This window comes from Bacillus sp. S3 (assembly GCF_005154805.1).
Taxonomy (GTDB): Bacteria; Bacillota; Bacilli; order Bacillales; family Cytobacillaceae; genus Neobacillus.
In genome coordinates, this window is the sequence record NZ_CP039727.1 from 3,730,552 (window position 1) to 3,745,031 (window position 14,480).

The 14,480-nt window shown below is 39.6% G+C and carries 17 protein-coding genes and 1 other annotated feature; of the genes, 2 read left to right on the plus strand and 15 right to left on the minus strand.

Going from position 1 to position 14,480, the window contains the following annotated elements; genetic code table 11:
• Window positions 1-436 precede the first annotated feature (436 nt).
• The gene (locus tag FAY30_RS18150) at window positions 437-1,186 is read right to left on the minus strand and encodes a TrmH family RNA methyltransferase (RefSeq protein WP_149871200.1); all 750 of its coding nucleotides are present in this window, start codon (window positions 1,184-1,186) and stop codon (window positions 437-439) included.
• Between the two features lie 120 nt (window positions 1,187-1,306).
• Here FAY30_RS18150 and sspI point away from each other — a divergent pair, with 120 nt between their 5' ends.
• Complete coding sequence (gene sspI / locus FAY30_RS18155) at window positions 1,307-1,513, plus strand: small acid-soluble spore protein SspI (protein ID WP_149871201.1); 207 nt, start codon at window positions 1,307-1,309, stop codon at window positions 1,511-1,513.
• Between the two features lie 87 nt (window positions 1,514-1,600).
• On the opposite strand, the gene FAY30_RS18160 is transcribed toward sspI, so the two are convergent.
• Window positions 1,601-2,686 (minus strand): M42 family metallopeptidase, encoded by a 1,086-nt coding sequence (locus FAY30_RS18160; RefSeq protein WP_149871202.1) that lies wholly within the window; start codon window positions 2,684-2,686, stop codon window positions 1,601-1,603.
• 60 nt (window positions 2,687-2,746) lie between these two features.
• Window positions 2,747-3,238, minus strand: coding sequence for a dUTP diphosphatase (locus FAY30_RS18165; RefSeq protein ID WP_149871203.1), 492 nt, complete (start codon window positions 3,236-3,238; stop codon window positions 2,747-2,749).
• Between the two features lie 106 nt (window positions 3,239-3,344).
• Between FAY30_RS18165 and FAY30_RS18170 the strand changes: the two genes are divergently transcribed.
• The gene (locus FAY30_RS18170; protein ID WP_149871204.1) at window positions 3,345-3,722 is read left to right on the plus strand and encodes a sigma-w pathway protein ysdB; all 378 of its coding nucleotides are present in this window, start codon (window positions 3,345-3,347) and stop codon (window positions 3,720-3,722) included.
• An 18-nt stretch (window positions 3,723-3,740) separates the two neighbouring features.
• On the opposite strand, the gene FAY30_RS18175 is transcribed toward FAY30_RS18170, so the two are convergent.
• From FAY30_RS18175 to FAY30_RS18230, 12 genes are all read right to left on the minus strand, one after another.
• Window positions 3,741-3,995 carry a DUF1294 domain-containing protein gene (locus FAY30_RS18175; RefSeq protein WP_223821013.1) on the minus strand — a complete coding sequence of 85 codons (255 nt, stop codon included), beginning with the start codon at window positions 3,993-3,995 and terminating at the stop codon, window positions 3,741-3,743.
• Window positions 3,996-4,054: 59 nt separating this feature from the next.
• Window positions 4,055-4,414: a 50S ribosomal protein L20 gene (rplT, locus tag FAY30_RS18180; RefSeq protein ID WP_149871206.1), complete on the minus strand. Its 360-nt coding sequence runs from the start codon at window positions 4,412-4,414 to the stop codon at window positions 4,055-4,057.
• Window positions 4,415-4,450: 36 nt separating this feature from the next.
• Window positions 4,451-4,651 (minus strand): 50S ribosomal protein L35, encoded by a 201-nt coding sequence (gene rpmI / locus FAY30_RS18185; protein WP_149871207.1) that lies wholly within the window; start codon window positions 4,649-4,651, stop codon window positions 4,451-4,453.
• 14 nt (window positions 4,652-4,665) lie between these two features.
• Window positions 4,666-5,172, minus strand: a complete 507-nt coding sequence (gene infC / locus FAY30_RS18190) for a translation initiation factor IF-3 (RefSeq protein WP_149871208.1) — start codon at window positions 5,170-5,172, stop codon at window positions 4,666-4,668.
• A 119-nt stretch (window positions 5,173-5,291) separates the two neighbouring features.
• Window positions 5,292-5,423, minus strand: a sequence feature (ribosomal protein L20 leader region).
• Window positions 5,424-5,586: 163 nt separating this feature from the next.
• Window positions 5,587-7,521: a threonine--tRNA ligase gene (thrS, locus tag FAY30_RS18195; protein WP_149871209.1), complete on the minus strand. Its 1,935-nt coding sequence runs from the start codon at window positions 7,519-7,521 to the stop codon at window positions 5,587-5,589.
• 528 nt (window positions 7,522-8,049) lie between these two features.
• Window positions 8,050-8,931, minus strand: a complete 882-nt coding sequence (ytxC, locus tag FAY30_RS18200) for a putative sporulation protein YtxC (protein ID WP_149871210.1) — start codon at window positions 8,929-8,931, stop codon at window positions 8,050-8,052.
• Window positions 8,932-9,074: 143 nt separating this feature from the next.
• Complete coding sequence (gene dnaI, locus FAY30_RS18205) at window positions 9,075-10,001, minus strand: primosomal protein DnaI (RefSeq protein WP_149871211.1); 927 nt, start codon at window positions 9,999-10,001, stop codon at window positions 9,075-9,077.
• Window positions 10,002-10,013: 12 nt separating this feature from the next.
• Complete coding sequence (locus tag FAY30_RS18210; protein ID WP_149871212.1) at window positions 10,014-11,408, minus strand: replication initiation and membrane attachment family protein; 1,395 nt, start codon at window positions 11,406-11,408, stop codon at window positions 10,014-10,016.
• Window positions 11,409-11,516: 108 nt separating this feature from the next.
• Window positions 11,517-11,978: a transcriptional regulator NrdR gene (gene nrdR, locus FAY30_RS18215; RefSeq protein ID WP_149871213.1), complete on the minus strand. Its 462-nt coding sequence runs from the start codon at window positions 11,976-11,978 to the stop codon at window positions 11,517-11,519.
• A 77-nt stretch (window positions 11,979-12,055) separates the two neighbouring features.
• Complete coding sequence (locus FAY30_RS18220) at window positions 12,056-12,442, minus strand: hypothetical protein (protein WP_149871214.1); 387 nt, start codon at window positions 12,440-12,442, stop codon at window positions 12,056-12,058.
• 198 nt (window positions 12,443-12,640) lie between these two features.
• Window positions 12,641-13,015, minus strand: coding sequence for an adenosylmethionine decarboxylase (gene speD, locus FAY30_RS18225; RefSeq protein ID WP_149872764.1), 375 nt, complete (start codon window positions 13,013-13,015; stop codon window positions 12,641-12,643).
• Window positions 13,016-13,291: 276 nt separating this feature from the next.
• The gene (locus FAY30_RS18230) at window positions 13,292-14,323 is read right to left on the minus strand and encodes a glyceraldehyde-3-phosphate dehydrogenase (RefSeq protein WP_149871215.1); all 1,032 of its coding nucleotides are present in this window, start codon (window positions 14,321-14,323) and stop codon (window positions 13,292-13,294) included.
• Window positions 14,324-14,480: the final 157 nt, after the last annotated feature.

Consider the following 14,480-nt stretch of genomic DNA (forward strand, 5'->3'; position numbering starts at 1 on the left):
ACATCCTCCTTATTTTTAATACAATGGTAGTAAAAAGGGTGTCAGGCACCATTACTAGTACAATGACAGTAGAAAGGGTGTCAGGCACCATTTCTACTGTGAAAGACAAAAAAACCCCATCCCTGGAAAGGGACGAGGTTTGTGTTTCGCGGTACCACCCTTGTAAACACGATATGTATGAATATATGTGTTCGCTTCGTTGGGATAACGGCTTTTAGCCGGTGCATCTTTACATTTTTATAGTCAAAAATGGTCCCGATGCCAACTCAGGAGGTGAACTTCTCAAGTCTTGTATCATAAAAGTGCTTTCAGTCGCGGCACTTTCTCCCTATATGATCAATCGACAAGATACTTTTCTCCGTCATCGTTTTTGTTATTATCAATATTGTTCACTATTATATAATAAATTCACTGAAAAGGTCAAACCAGTACAAGCCTATTTTTTCAAATAATAGAGCAGGATCCCGGTGGCAACAGCGACATTCAGTGACTCACTTTTGCCGTAAATCGGAATATACAGGTTGGCGGTGGTGCGTGTAAGGATGTCTTGATCCACGCCATTTCCTTCGTTTCCTACAACTAGCGCAAAAGAATCCGCACTTGAAATTTCAGTATAGGCAGATGCCCCTTCTAGTGCCGTTCCATAAACGGGTACTTTCTCCCCTTGAAGCTTATCCATCCATTCGTGCAGGTCACCTCTAATGATGGGAAGGTGAAAATGGCTTCCCTGGGCAGATCTAAGGGCCTTTGCGTTAAAAGGATCCACACTTCCCTTTCCGATAATGACGGCATCTATCCCCGCTGCATCAGCCGTACGAATCATCGTTCCTAGATTTCCAGGATCCTGAACAGCATCGATGAGCAGATAAGTTTTTGCTTCCTGAACTTCAGGATTCAACTGACGGCATACAGCATAAATTCCCTGCGGCGCTTCTGTTTCGGATAAAGAATTCGAAATCTCATCCGTGACAAAGGTAACTGGCGTTCCGGCAGGATCCCACCGGGGAGGCAGCCCCACTTTTTCCGATACAATAATTTCTACAATTTGCTCATCTTGTTTTAATGCTTCTTCTACTAAATGAAAGCCTTCAATTAAAAATGTTCCGGACTTATCACGTTCTTTTTTTGTTAATAGTTTTTTCCATTGTTTTACTTTAGGATTATTTTCAGATTCAATACGTTTCAAAACAGTGTTCTCCTTTAAAAAATCTCATCTAATTAATCATAATCATAACAATAATACATAATTAAACCAAAAATAGAAAACATATTAGAGAAATAAAGGATTAAAAAGGAGTGTTTAGACATGAATTTAAACCTTAGAAATGCTATTATTCACAATGTTTCCGGCAACACCCAAGATCAATTAGAAGATACAATCGTCGATGCAATCCAAAACGGGGAAGAAAAGATGCTCCCTGGACTTGGCGTCTTATTTGAAATCATTTGGAAAAACTCATCAGAAGAAGAAAAGAAAGAAATGCTTACCGTGCTTGAAAGCGGGCTAAAGTAATAATCCCTAAGCTGCCAACCATTAATCGGCAGCTCTTTTTATTCAAAAAAATCCCTGGCGAAAAACTTCCGCCAGGGATTTCCTATTTTATTCAAAAGTAATTTTATCAACGGTCTCACGATCTAAGCGTTTGATCACTTCAACAATCAATTTAACCGCATTTTCGTAATCATCACGATGAAGCATAGCCGCATGTGAATGGATATAACGCGTAGCGATCGTAATAGCTAGCGCCGGAACGCCATTATGTGTCAAATGAATCGAGCCGGCATCCGTTCCGCCGCCAGGAATGGATTCGAATTGATAAGGAATATTCAATTCATCCGCTGTATCGGTTACTAAATCACGCAAGCCTTTATGGGACACCATAGACGCATCGTAAACCACAATTTGAGGGCCTTTACCCATCTTACTCATTGCCTCTTTTTCAGAAATTCCAGGTGTGTCGCCGGCAATTCCAACATCGACTGCAAAACCGATATCCGGTTGAATTTTGTAGGTTGCCGTCTTAGCACCGCGCAAGCCAACCTCTTCTTGAACCGCCCCAACACCATAAACCTCGTTAGGATGATCCACACCTTTTAGTTGTTTCAACACCTCAATGGCAATGGCACAGCCTATGCGGTTATCCCAAGCTTTTGCCAGCAGCATTTTCTCATTGTTCATTACCGTAAATTCAAAATACGGAACAACCATATCTCCGGGACGGACACCCCATTCCCCTGCTTCCTCACGGCTAGAAGCGCCGATATCAATAAACATGTCTTTAATTTCTACCGGCTTTTTCCGTGCTTCAGCAGACAATACATGCGGTGGCTTAGAACCGATAATACCGGTTACATCGCCTTTTCTTGTCACGATGGTTACGCGCTGCGCGAGCATTACCTGTCCCCACCAGCCGCCGACAGGCTGGAATCTTAGAAATCCTTTGTCATCAATTTGAGTAATCATGAAGCCGACTTCATCTAAATGGCCGGCCACCATGATTTTCGGACCGCCCGCAGCCCCTGTCTTTTTGGCAATTAAACTGCCAAGTCCATCAGTTGTCAATTCATCTGCATATGCTTCTATGTATTTCTTCATCACGTCGCGTACTTCACGCTCATTGCCAGGAATCCCTTTGGCATCGGTTAAGTCTTTTAACATCATTAAGGTTTCATCCATTTTTACCATTTATTAGCCCCCTATATATACGTACATTTTTCATTATACAAAAAAATTCTGCAATTTCCTTTAATAATTATTCATCTGTCTTTGATAATTTACTTCGTTTTTTGCAAAATATGCTTTTTCAATTTCTGCATTTTTAAAGCCAAGGAGCGCTGCAAGCTGCAAATACGATTCAAATAATCGTTTATAGTCAGTAAAATCCCTGCTCTTTTGAAAAAACATTATTTTTTCATATACACTAAGAAACTGCTCTGTCACATTCATATCAGACTCGCTCGTTTCCAGTTCCAATTCCCGCCCGTAAAAACCGCACACAATCCCAAGGGACAAAATAAAATGAACCCCATCGACGAACTCTTCCAAAATCACTTCTTTAGCCGAAGATGGTTTAACGCTCCAAAATTTAAAACAGCGTGTTTCATTCGCCAATTCACCAATTTCTACAAGCAAGGCGAGAACCTTTTTTGCAAATAAATCCTCATCCTGCAGCTGATGTTTTTCTTCAATATGGGTATCTAATGCTTTTTGCATCCGAAACAAGTTTTCAAGTTGCACTATGATCATCACTCCTTATGGAAAAATTATAGCAAAATGTGAAATGATTGAAACCTTTTTACTGTTGAATCGTATTAGAAGGAAAATAGGTGTAGGGGGCTTGACCATGATTTGGTTGCTTCGCTTCGTATTGTTATTTTTCTTAGTATTTCTATTTTACATGGGAGTAAAAATACTTTTTCAATCATCCCGAAAGCTGGAATCAGCGCGTAAACATAAACGCTTTTTATTAATTGATCATGATGATGTGAGAAGGAATTTTCAGCTAACCTATAAAGGTGCCTTGTTTTCTGGTGAAAAATACTTGGGCTCGGTCAATAATACTTTTGACGTCGTCTCCATCTCTATTTGGCCGGAAAATACTTCCTCGCTTAAGGGGATGGTCAGGGATGACTTTTTTTATATGAATCAAAAAATACTTGAGCATTACCCAAATGCCGAAATCAATTGGAAAAGTCCAGTGAAGGAATTTTTAAGTCAATAGCCGCTATATCGCGGCTATTTATTTTAGGTACATGATCAATAAAACGGCCTCGACAACTGCTAAAAGCGGAAAGCCTATTTTGAATGAGAGATGCTTTGTTTTATGACGGTAAAGCTGCATCCCTGCTGTTGTCCCGATCGCTCCGCCAAATAATGCCACCAGCCATAATGTTTGCTCACTAATTCTATATTGGTGCTTTTTCGCCCGCTTCTTATCCTCCCCCATAATCAGGAGCCCTGCAATATTCATTACCAAAAAACCAACCAAAATCATCATATCTAGGTATCCCCTTTATAGAAAAAGCCATCCTCAGTATGAGAATGGCATTATTATTACTTGTTATATTGTTGCTTAGCAACGTTAGCTAATTCAGCAAATGCGTTTGCATCACTAACTGCTAAGTCAGCAAGCATCTTGCGGTTTACTTCGATACCAGCAAGCTTTAAGCCGTGCATTAAACGGCTGTAAGAAAGACCGTTCATACGTGCTGCTGCGTTGATACGAGTAATCCAAAGTTTGCGGAAGTCGCGCTTCTTTTGGCGACGGTCGCGGAATGCATACATTAAAGATTTCATAACCTGTTGGTTAGCAACTTTATATAATGTATGTTTTGAACCGAAATAACCTTTTGCTAATTTTAAAACTTTTTTACGACGCTTGCGCGTAACTGTACCGCCTTTTACACGTGGCATGTAATTTCCCTCCTATATAAATCGATCTATCCGAGATTATTTTACGTAAGTTAATAATTGACGAATGCGTTTGAAATCGCCTTTAGAAACAAGGGTTCCTTTGCGAAGTTTACGCTTAGCTTTTGTTGATTTGTTAGCGAATAAGTGGCTTGTATAAGCATGATCACGCTTTAATTGACCAGTACCAGTTTTCTTAAAACGCTTTGCAGCGCCGCGGTGAGTTTTCATTTTTGGCATTATGATTGTCCTCCTTATAACTTGTCGATTTTAGGTGCTAGAACTAGGAACATGCTTCGTCCATCCATTTTTGGATGTGATTCGATGGTTGCAACTTCCTTGCACGCCTCGGAAAAACGGTCTAACACACGCTGACCGATTTCTTTATGGGTAATCGCCCGGCCCTTGAAACGGATTGAAGCTTTTACCTTGTCACCTTTTTCTAAAAACTTAATTGCATTGCGAAGCTTTGTATTAAAGTCATGCTCGTCAATTGTTGGACTTAGACGAACTTCTTTAGTCGTAATAATTTTTTGATTCTTACGAGCTTCTTTTTCTTTCTTTTGCTGCTCAAATTTAAATTTGCCATAGTCCATAATCCGGGCTACCGGAGGCTTTGCATTTGGTGCAACAAGTACCAAATCAAGATTTACTCGTCCGGCAATCTCCAACGCTTCGAATTTGGATTTAATCCCTAACTGCTCGCCATTTTGATCGATTAAGCGAACTTCACGTGCGCGAATGCCCTCATTTAACAACATGTCTTTGCTAATAGTTAGCCACCTCCAAGGTTTTATCTCGAATACAACGTTTGGGCCAAGAAGCATCACATTTGACACCATGTTGCACTACAGGTATGAACAACTTTTTTCTTAAGTATGCAAATAAAAAAGTGCGGATGAATACACCCACACTTTACGAAACATAAGTAATAACAAAAAGTTCACGTAAAACCTGCCAACTGCACATGTGCGTCAAATCAGGTGAGAAGCGGGTGCTTCTTCTTTTCCCAAAAACTTATATTCAATTTTACTTTAGTAACTATACCATAATCAAAGACGTGATGTCAAACGAACTATTTTCTTTGACAACGAAATTTATTGTAGCAAGAAACAGAAAATTATTCAACCATTTTTTTAAAAACAAAAAGGGAGGAGCTCCTCCCTTCGTAAACATTATCCTAATTTCACTTCACCCTGAAGTGCGGTTAAAAACTCAGCAAATGGCTTTGTTTCAGAGTTTTGTTCACCATATTTGCGGACGTTAACAGCCTGTTCTTCTACTTCTTTATCACCGACAACAAGCATATATGGTATTTTTTGCATTTGGGCTTCACGGATTTTATAGCCAATTTTCTCATCGCGGCCATCCAATTCAACACGGAAGCCTTCGTTTTGCAGCTGTTCCTGTACTTGCTTTGCATATTCATAATGTGCACCTGGAGATACCGGAATAACTTGAACCTGCACGGGTGCGAGCCAAGTTGGGAATGCTCCTTTGTATTCTTCGATTAAGAATGCGACAAAACGTTCCATTGTCGACACGACCCCGCGGTGAATGACAACTGGGCGGTGCTGCTTGCCATCCTCACCGACATAAGTTAAGTCAAATCGCTCCGGCAGCAAGAAGTCTAATTGCACAGTAGACAACGTTTCATCCTTACCTAATGCAGTTTTCACTTGAACATCAAGCTTTGGACCGTAGAAGGCAGCTTCTCCTTCTGCTTCATAATAATCAAGACCTAAGTCATCCATTGCTTCCTTTAGCATACTCTGCGCTTTTTCCCACATTGCATCATCATCAAAATACTTTTCAGTATCCTGCGGGTCCCTGTAGGAAAGACGGAAGGAATAGTCATTAAGATTAAAGTCTTTATAAACGGCTAAAACAAGGTTCACTACCCGCTTGAATTCTTCTTTAATTTGGTCTGGACGAACGAAGATATGGGCATCATTTAACGTCATTCCCCGAACCCTCTGTAGTCCTGATAATGCGCCTGACATTTCATAACGGTGCATTGTACCAAGTTCAGCAATACGGATTGGCAGTTCACGATAGCTGTGAATGCTGTTTTTATAGACCATCATATGGTGCGGACAGTTCATTGGACGAAGAACTAATTGTTCATTATCCATATCCATGATTGGGAACATGTCTTCTTGATAATGATCCCAGTGTCCCGAAGTTTTATAAAGATCGACACTGCCCATTACAGGAGTATACACGTGGTCATATCCCAGGCGAACTTCCTTATCGACAATATAGCGCTCAACGATACGGCGGATTGTTGCCCCTTTTGGAAGCCACAGCGGTAAACCTTGTCCAACTAGTTGGGAAGTAGTGAAAAGGTTCAATTCTTTGCCAATTTTTCGGTGATCACGCTCTTTTGCCTCTTCAAGTAAACGAAGGTGCTCTGCCAAGTCTTCTTTTTTGAAAAAGGCTGTTCCATATACACGCTGCAGCATTTTATTATCACTATTGCCGCGCCAATAAGCACCGGCGATGCTTAATAATTTAAATTCTTTAATTTTACCTGTTGAGGGAACATGGACACCGCGGCATAGGTCAACAAATTCACCTTGTTGATAAAGTGTAACAGTTTCCTCATCAGGAATAGCTTCAATGAGTTCTAGCTTGTATGGATCATCCATTTCTTTAAAAAGCTGAACCGCCTCTTCTCTGCTTACTTCTTTACGAATGATTTCAAGATTTTCATTGACGATTTTCGCCATTTCTTTCTCAATCTTTGGAAGGTCCTCCGGTGTTAGGGAAACCTCAAGATCCATATCATAATAAAATCCGCCTTCGATAACCGGACCAACACCCAGATTGACATTCGGATATAATCTATTAACCGCTTGTGCCATTAAATGTGCAGTACTATGGCGCAAAACCTCTAATGCATCATTTGATTCTGGTGTTACAATCTCTATGGATCCGTCTTCGATAATTGGACGGCGAAGATCAACCATTTGACCGTTCCATTTGCCGGCAATCGCTTTTTTCTTTAGACCCGGGCTAATGGAAGCGGCAATATCTTCCGTTGTTGTTCCTCTTGGGAACTCCTTTACTGCCCCATCAGGAAACGAAATCTTAACAACGTCTGACATAACAATTCCTCCTTATTAGAAAAGCGGAAGCGCCTTGCCCAAGGGCGTGAGTCTAGACGTGCCGTCATGAAGGTTGTTTTTTTAACCTTCATGACGGGTTGGCTATAGACCTTAGAGCCCTTAGGCGCTGGAGCTAGACAATTTTCTAAGTTTAAATTTTTTTAATAAAAATAAAAAAACCCGTCCCTGGAATAGGGACGAGTTTTAATTAACACGTGGTTCCACCCAATTTTTCATCATCAATGCAGCACTGAAAATGACTTTGGTCAGGTAACGGCTGTAGACCGTCAACAATTACTTACTCCATAAAAAATAAAGTGTTCACTGCTGAAGTTTAAAGGCGGTAAGTATTCTCATTCGTGTTAGGAGACTTTCAGCCGGGTGGTCTCCCTCTCTAATAAACCGTAAAGAAATACTGTTGTCCTTATCATTACTTTTTTGCGTGATTTATGCTATGTACGTTATTATAATGAGTTCACTAAGAAAAATCAAGGTACACTAAACTAAATATTGCCATAATTTTATTTTTCATGCCTGATTTTCAGAAGAATGTTGAACCGCTGCCAATTTTTTCGTTTCAAGAAGGGCATCAAATGTCTTTATGTTCACTCTTTCTTCAAAGATATTTTTGATTGTTCTGACCAAGGGTTCGTCAGGATTTTTTGTATAAATAAAAATGGTCGTAGGTGCAAGCGATAAAAGTGGCGCAATGGATGCTGAATCCACATACACAGGATGATTAACTAATAATTTCCGGTCAATCATTCTTGCTAATTCTCCTCGTTTCATCTCACTAAACTGCTCATTGTAAAAAGTGATTTCTTCATCAAACAATAAATGGAGACTCTCCATTTTCGGCTCCCGATTCATTAAAAAATCCCGCAGCATTTGGACAAACATTTGATATTCCTGCTCCATTTTATATTCATCAATAGCAAGTTCCACATAGCCTTCGAGAATCTGAAGGTAGGGACGCAAACGAAACTTAAGAAAAGAATCAAACGAGAAAGAAACATCCCCTTGAAAAATTTGATTGATTGCAGCTTTAATAAGTTCAAGCTCCCCGCTTGTTTCTTTTAGAAAAACGGCAAGATCCTCTCTTTGACCTTCAATTATTGAATAGATAATCTCCATTATTTGCTGAATCTCTTCTAGATCATCAAAATAATATTGATTCCTAATGATTTCTCTAAACCAATCATTTCGTTTAATATTTGTAATATAATCATAGAATGCCGTTTTCAGGACCTCAAATCCCTCAAGGCTTGCACTGCTATTTACTAATTTCACTATATGTCGATCTTCTAAAAGAAGAATTGTTTCTTTTTCTAGATTATATGGTACGTACTTCAGCAAGTGGTGATAAAACTTTCGTGCATCCAGCTTGCTTTGGAAGATGATTTCCGCCAACCAAACCCCCCCTTTTCGCAAATCCCTGTTTTAAAATATATATGGGGGACTTGACCAAAATAGAAGTTAGCTTGGCACTGCTTTTTGCATTTAAATAAAAAAAAGGACCGCCGTTTTATAACGACAATCCACAATTTATTGTTTTATCTCCGATTTGGTCCATCTACGAGCACCGGTTCACTTAATGAGCGGATCCTCTCCATAATCCGCATTGCTTTCATCTTTTCTTCTTCCCCGCGCTGACTGTACGTTAAGTGATGCTCGAGCCCCTTAAAATCAAAATTAGAGGTGAAAAATGTTGGCAGACTTTCAAGCATGCGGAACTGCAAAATCGGCCCTAGCACCTCATCCCTTGTCCAGCTTGACACCGCTTCAGCTCCAATGTCATCTAGCATCAGAATAGGCTCTTTTTTTAACGCTTCAATTTTTTCATTTAAGGTTGAATCGGCAATGGAGCTTTTCATTTCTCTTAGTAATTCTGGAACATAGACAATCATCGAAGAAATTTGTTTTCTAGCCAGTTCATTGGCAATAGCCCCTAATATATAGGATTTGCCAACACCAAACTTCCCATATAAATATAGACCTTTTGCTTTTTTCCCGGCTTCATAATTCATTAAGAAGGTGGCAGCTTTATCACCCGCATCAAGTCTGCCTGTATCCCCTTCAAAGTCCTCAAACGTCGCCTGCAATATATCTCTTGGTACATATAGGCTTTTGATCAGCTTTTCATTTTTCTTCTTCTCATCCGCCATGATTTTTTTGTGGCATTGCTTATAGACAACATCGATAGAATTTCGCGATAAAACCAATTCAGGGTGATACCCCTTCATAAAGTTTTTACATGTATCAAGACTTTCGCAGCGGCTGCAATCCTTGCATTGGTTTGTGTACTCGTATAGTTTGCTCATGCTTTTTTCAATCATGTCTTGGGTAATTTCATTTTTATGCTCTGTTAAAAAGGCTTGGATGCCTGCGTTTTGAAGAACTGCCTGACGCTGTTCCTGGTAGCGCTTCTGAAAATTTTGATTTGAGGCAAGCCGCTGTAATGTTTTATTTATTTTCTCCATACGATTCACCTCCTACTTCCTAAACGCCTTTAATTTTTCTTCGATGGCCCGCTTCTTGGCTTCATCTTCGGAGTTGTCTTCTTGAGGATTGCCTTTCACCGCGGCAGTTTTAGTACTTTCATCAAACCAATCAGGTATTAGCTCTGTCCGAATTGGCTTTTTGTTCGCTCTCTTTCCAGCTTTTTTGCTTTCATTCTGAGCACTTTCATTATTTTTTGCGAGTTCCATCGCTTCCTTCACTGTTTTTACATGCTTTCGTGCCCAATGGCTGGCAATCGAATCAACAAACGCAAAAGTAAACTTCATATCTGATTTCCTTAATGCAACCTCTATTAAAACATTTACTACTCCAGGTGGAAGATTATACTTAATCATGATTTCTTCCAATGTTTTCAGATTTGCGTTTGAAGGCTCCACACCACCAGTAAATTGTTTAAAAACGGTAAGCGGTGAGTTCGTTTCATAATGATGGATTAATATTTCTTCCTGTGTTTTCGGTTCGGTTATCTGAGTGTGAAGTGCAGCAGGTTGGGTGCGGGTAATCAGGCTTGGCAACTGGTCAAAATTCTCGAATTGATACCAATCACGAGCACCCTTTCTTAAATCTTCAATATCTATTTCGTCATTTGGATTCATGGCACCAAGGATGAAATTTTTCATTTCAATCGGATCTATATTATAAAGAAAGGCAAGATTGCTAATCACACTCTTCACCTTAGGTGTAAGTGCCTTTTTAGGGACAAGCGATTCATTTAGACCGGCTTCTAATAAATCAAAATCAAAAAGACGATAATCAATTTGAATAGGATTCGATTCGTTTCGGCCGATGAATTGTGTATGTTCCCCAGCTTCTTCAATATCTTCAGAAACATCCTGAAGGTATTGCAGGCTGCCTGGTGTTGCTGATGCAAACACATCCTGAAAGGCCCTCGTCACATCCTGGTATACTTTTTCTTCCGGTTTTTGCTGGTCCGTAAAGAATCGTTTCAAACGGGCAAAATGCGTTTTGCCAATCTTCCGGTAAAGGTAAATATTTAACATTCCATCTAAAAAGAATTGCTCCGGATTAAGCGGGGGATGCAGCTCATAAATAAAGGACCGTTCCCCGTCCTCTGTTTTGACAAATGTCTTTAATAGCCCAATGCCCTCAAGCTTTAATCGGGCTTCATAAATATCCTTTAAATTCATTCCCATTAAATTCATCAAAAAATGGTGGGTGGAGGATTCAGACCAGAGCCGGTTTTCCTCAAGCTCTGTCCAAAGAGTCATATATAAACTAAAACAAGTCGACCCAATCAATGGCTGATATAAAAACGTCAGCACTTTTCGGTCATACTCATGCAAAAGCCCATTGGCCGCTACAATATACCGGTCGATAGGAAGAATTTCCTGCCAATGCTGCGCCATATCATTCCAACCTTTCCCTTGTTAATTAGATAATTGTCCAGCTCCAGTGGCAAGCGGCTCGTGAACTTCCGCTTTTCCAATTAAAAAGAGCCAAAAAATTTAGCTCCTTTAGGATTTTTCTTTTTTTATTAATTCTTTTAATTCCTCTATAAATACATTAATATCTTTAAATTGGCGGTAGACAGAGGCGAATCTCACATATGCGACCTCATCAACATGCGCAAGCCTATCCATCACCATTTCACCAACGGCTTCACTTTTGATTTCGGAAATACCCTGACTGCGAAGATCCTTTTCAACACCATGAGTGATATCTTCTAATTCCTTCAAGGCTACAGGCCTCTTTTCACAAGCCTTAATCAAGCCGCGCAGTATCTTATCACGACTGAACTCTTCCCTCGTTCCTTCCTTTTTTACCACAATTAAGGGAATCTCTTCAATCTTTTCAAAAGTAGTAAACCGATATCCACACTCTTCGCATTCTCGTCTTCTCCGTGTTGCACGTCCTTCATCAACGGGCCGGGAATCAAGCACACGTGTACCATAGTTTTGACATGAAGGGCATTTCATTAGTTTATCAGCTCCAAATCCGACAAAATCCTTACTTTTATCTTATTAAAAAGCGGACCATTGTACAAGTAGAAGTGTTACGAGTTTTTTTTGATTCCAACAAGGTTATGTAGTTGACCAATCCGCCCGTAATAGAACTGAATGCGTTTTTTTAAATCGGGATAAATGCCCAACAATGAAAACTTTTCCGATGAAATATTAAAGTCTACTGCTGTCTCCATTGGTTTTACAGAAACGATGGTGACAATTAGAAAGCACTGTATTGGTTTACTTACTTCCACCGCAATCTCACCATGTTCTTTCGAAACCGTCATTACCTGGCAATCGGCATCTTCATGGAATAGTTTTTCTACTGATTGAAACATTTGATTAAACGTTGCTTTATAATAATGTGTCTTCAAGGAATCATCCATATTATGGTCTGATGTTTCTAGCTGCTTTTTAAATCGTGTAAAAATACCCATAAAAATCCTCCAAATGTCTTTTTAGCCGATAGGAAAGTATAACTTTCCTATCAGGCATAAGTGCAACTACGCCTCTGTCTTCGCCCTAACGGGCTCGCCAATCGGCGAGTTTTCTTTATCTAGTTTACAACATTTAACCTAAAATATAAAAAGAGGTGTACAATTGGTACACCTCTTGACTATTTATTTTAATTAAGATTACAGAGCCTTTGCCTGTTTTACATGTACAGGACCCATTCCACGCGGGATTTCAATATTTTCACGTGTTTGAGCATTTAATGCTTCAGCAATATAATCAGCAGCTACATTCGGATTTAAATCACCGCATGTATACACATCGATACTCGCATATCCGTGTTCAGGAAAACTGTGGATGGTTAGGTGTGATTCCGAAATAATAACGACACCGCTGACACCTTGTGGGGCAAATTTATGAAATGCTACCTCACGAATTTCAGCACCTGATTTAAGCGCAGCTTCGACAAAAGTTGTTTCAATAAAATCCAAATCATTTAATTTTTCAAAATCGCAACCCCAAAGCTCAGAGATTACGTGACGGCCCATTGTTTCCATATTCATTTTTCCCCCTTTTAGCTTTTATGATTGTTTCTTGAAATCCTGCTATTGACGGTATCTTAGTAACTACCACGGGGGAAAGTTAGTCCAAAGAGGTCCTAACCCTTTAAGTAATTAATCGCTACCTGATTTCAAGAAGTTCACGATGACTAGTATACTTTGTTTATATTTATTTTGCAACCTACCAAATTAATTTTTATAAAGATAAACATGTAAGAGTGTTCACATAAAAAAACGCTGTCATTTGACAGCATTTTTTTATTTATTTTGTTTTTAGCCAACCTTGACCTTGGAAGCATCGGCAATTTGTTCTGCTACGTAGAGGGCTAGATCAACGACCCTTGAAGAGTACCCCCACTCATTATCGTACCAAGCCAAAACTTTCACCTTTCTTGCCCCCAATACCATTGTTGAAAGACCGTCAATTATCGCTGAATGTTCATTTGTATTAAAATCAACCGATACAAGCGGCTCCATCGTGAAATCAAGAATGCCTTTTAATGAACCGTTTGACGCTTCAATAAATGCATGATTAATATCTTCAACAGTTACATCTTGTTTCAAATCCACAACCAGATCTACGAGTGAAACATTAGGCGTAGGTACACGAAGTGACATCCCATGTAATTTCCCTTTCAGCTGTGGCAACACAAGTGATAATGCTTTTGCCGCACCAGTTGATGTCGGAATAATGGATTGTCCACATGCACGCGCTCTCCGTAAATCCTTATGTGGATTATCGATATTCTTTTGATCGTTTGTATAGGCATGGATTGTTGTCATCAGGCCGCTTTCAATCCCAAACTTCTCGTCCAATACCTTTGCAACGGGTGCAAGGCAGTTCGTTGTACATGAAGCATTTGAAATAACATCATGCATCGTAACATCAAGTTTTTCATCATTCACACCCATTACGATAGTAATATCTTCATTTTTCCCCGGAGCAGTCAAAATCACCTTTTTTGCTCCAGCATCTAAGTGAAGGGCTGCTTGTTCCCTTGCATTAAATTTTCCAGTTGCCTCAATCACAATGTCAATCCCAAGCTCTTTCCATGGAAGCTCTCCAGGATTTCGGCTGCTTAATAGTTTAATTCTTCTTCCATTAACAATTAACTCATCATCTAAAGCAATCACATCACCTTGGAATGGTCCATGGTTTGTGTCATATTTAATTAAATGTGCTAATGTTTCTGCAGGATAGCTCGCATTAATTGCTACAACCTCCAGTTTATTTTCAAGGATTGCTTTTCTGAAAACCATCCTTCCAATTCTCCCAAAACCATTAATTGCAATCTTCGTCATCATTTTACGGCCCCTTCCGCATTAATGTTATACTTTTAACTTGTATTGTTGTAATTAGTATAACACAATTAAGTGAAATTGTGATGAATAAAATGCGGAATTATTTATGTTTTTTACTCTGATCACTTATTAACCCCAAAAAAAGAAAGAAGGAGCCGCT

Excerpts from the sequence above, each read along its gene's own strand:
- sspI (WP_149871201.1), top strand. The coding sequence starts at position 1,307 with ATGAATTTAAACCTTAGAAATGCTATTATTCACAATGTTTCCGGCAAC.
- FAY30_RS18160 (WP_149871202.1), bottom strand. The coding sequence starts at position 2,686 with ATGGTAAAAATGGATGAAACCTTAATGATGTTAAAAGACTTAACCGAT.
- FAY30_RS18170 (WP_149871204.1), top strand. The coding sequence starts at position 3,345 with ATGATTTGGTTGCTTCGCTTCGTATTGTTATTTTTCTTAGTATTTCTA.
- FAY30_RS18175 (WP_223821013.1), bottom strand. The coding sequence starts at position 3,995 with ATGATTTTGGTTGGTTTTTTGGTAATGAATATTGCAGGGCTCCTGATT.
- rplT (WP_149871206.1), bottom strand. The coding sequence starts at position 4,414 with ATGCCACGTGTAAAAGGCGGTACAGTTACGCGCAAGCGTCGTAAAAAA.
- rpmI (WP_149871207.1), bottom strand. The coding sequence starts at position 4,651 with ATGCCAAAAATGAAAACTCACCGCGGCGCTGCAAAGCGTTTTAAGAAA.
- infC (WP_149871208.1), bottom strand. The coding sequence starts at position 5,172 with ATGTTGTTAAATGAGGGCATTCGCGCACGTGAAGTTCGCTTAATCGAT.
- thrS (WP_149871209.1), bottom strand. The coding sequence starts at position 7,521 with ATGTCAGACGTTGTTAAGATTTCGTTTCCTGATGGGGCAGTAAAGGAG.
- dnaI (WP_149871211.1), bottom strand. The coding sequence starts at position 10,001 with ATGGAGAAAATAAATAAAACATTACAGCGGCTTGCCTCAAATCAAAAT.
- FAY30_RS18210 (WP_149871212.1), bottom strand. The coding sequence starts at position 11,408 with ATGGCGCAGCATTGGCAGGAAATTCTTCCTATCGACCGGTATATTGTA.
- nrdR (WP_149871213.1), bottom strand. The coding sequence starts at position 11,978 with ATGAAATGCCCTTCATGTCAAAACTATGGTACACGTGTGCTTGATTCC.
- FAY30_RS18220 (WP_149871214.1), bottom strand. The coding sequence starts at position 12,442 with ATGGGTATTTTTACACGATTTAAAAAGCAGCTAGAAACATCAGACCAT.
- speD (WP_149872764.1), bottom strand. The coding sequence starts at position 13,015 with ATGGAAACAATGGGCCGTCACGTAATCTCTGAGCTTTGGGGTTGCGAT.
- FAY30_RS18230 (WP_149871215.1), bottom strand. The coding sequence starts at position 14,323 with ATGATGACGAAGATTGCAATTAATGGTTTTGGGAGAATTGGAAGGATG.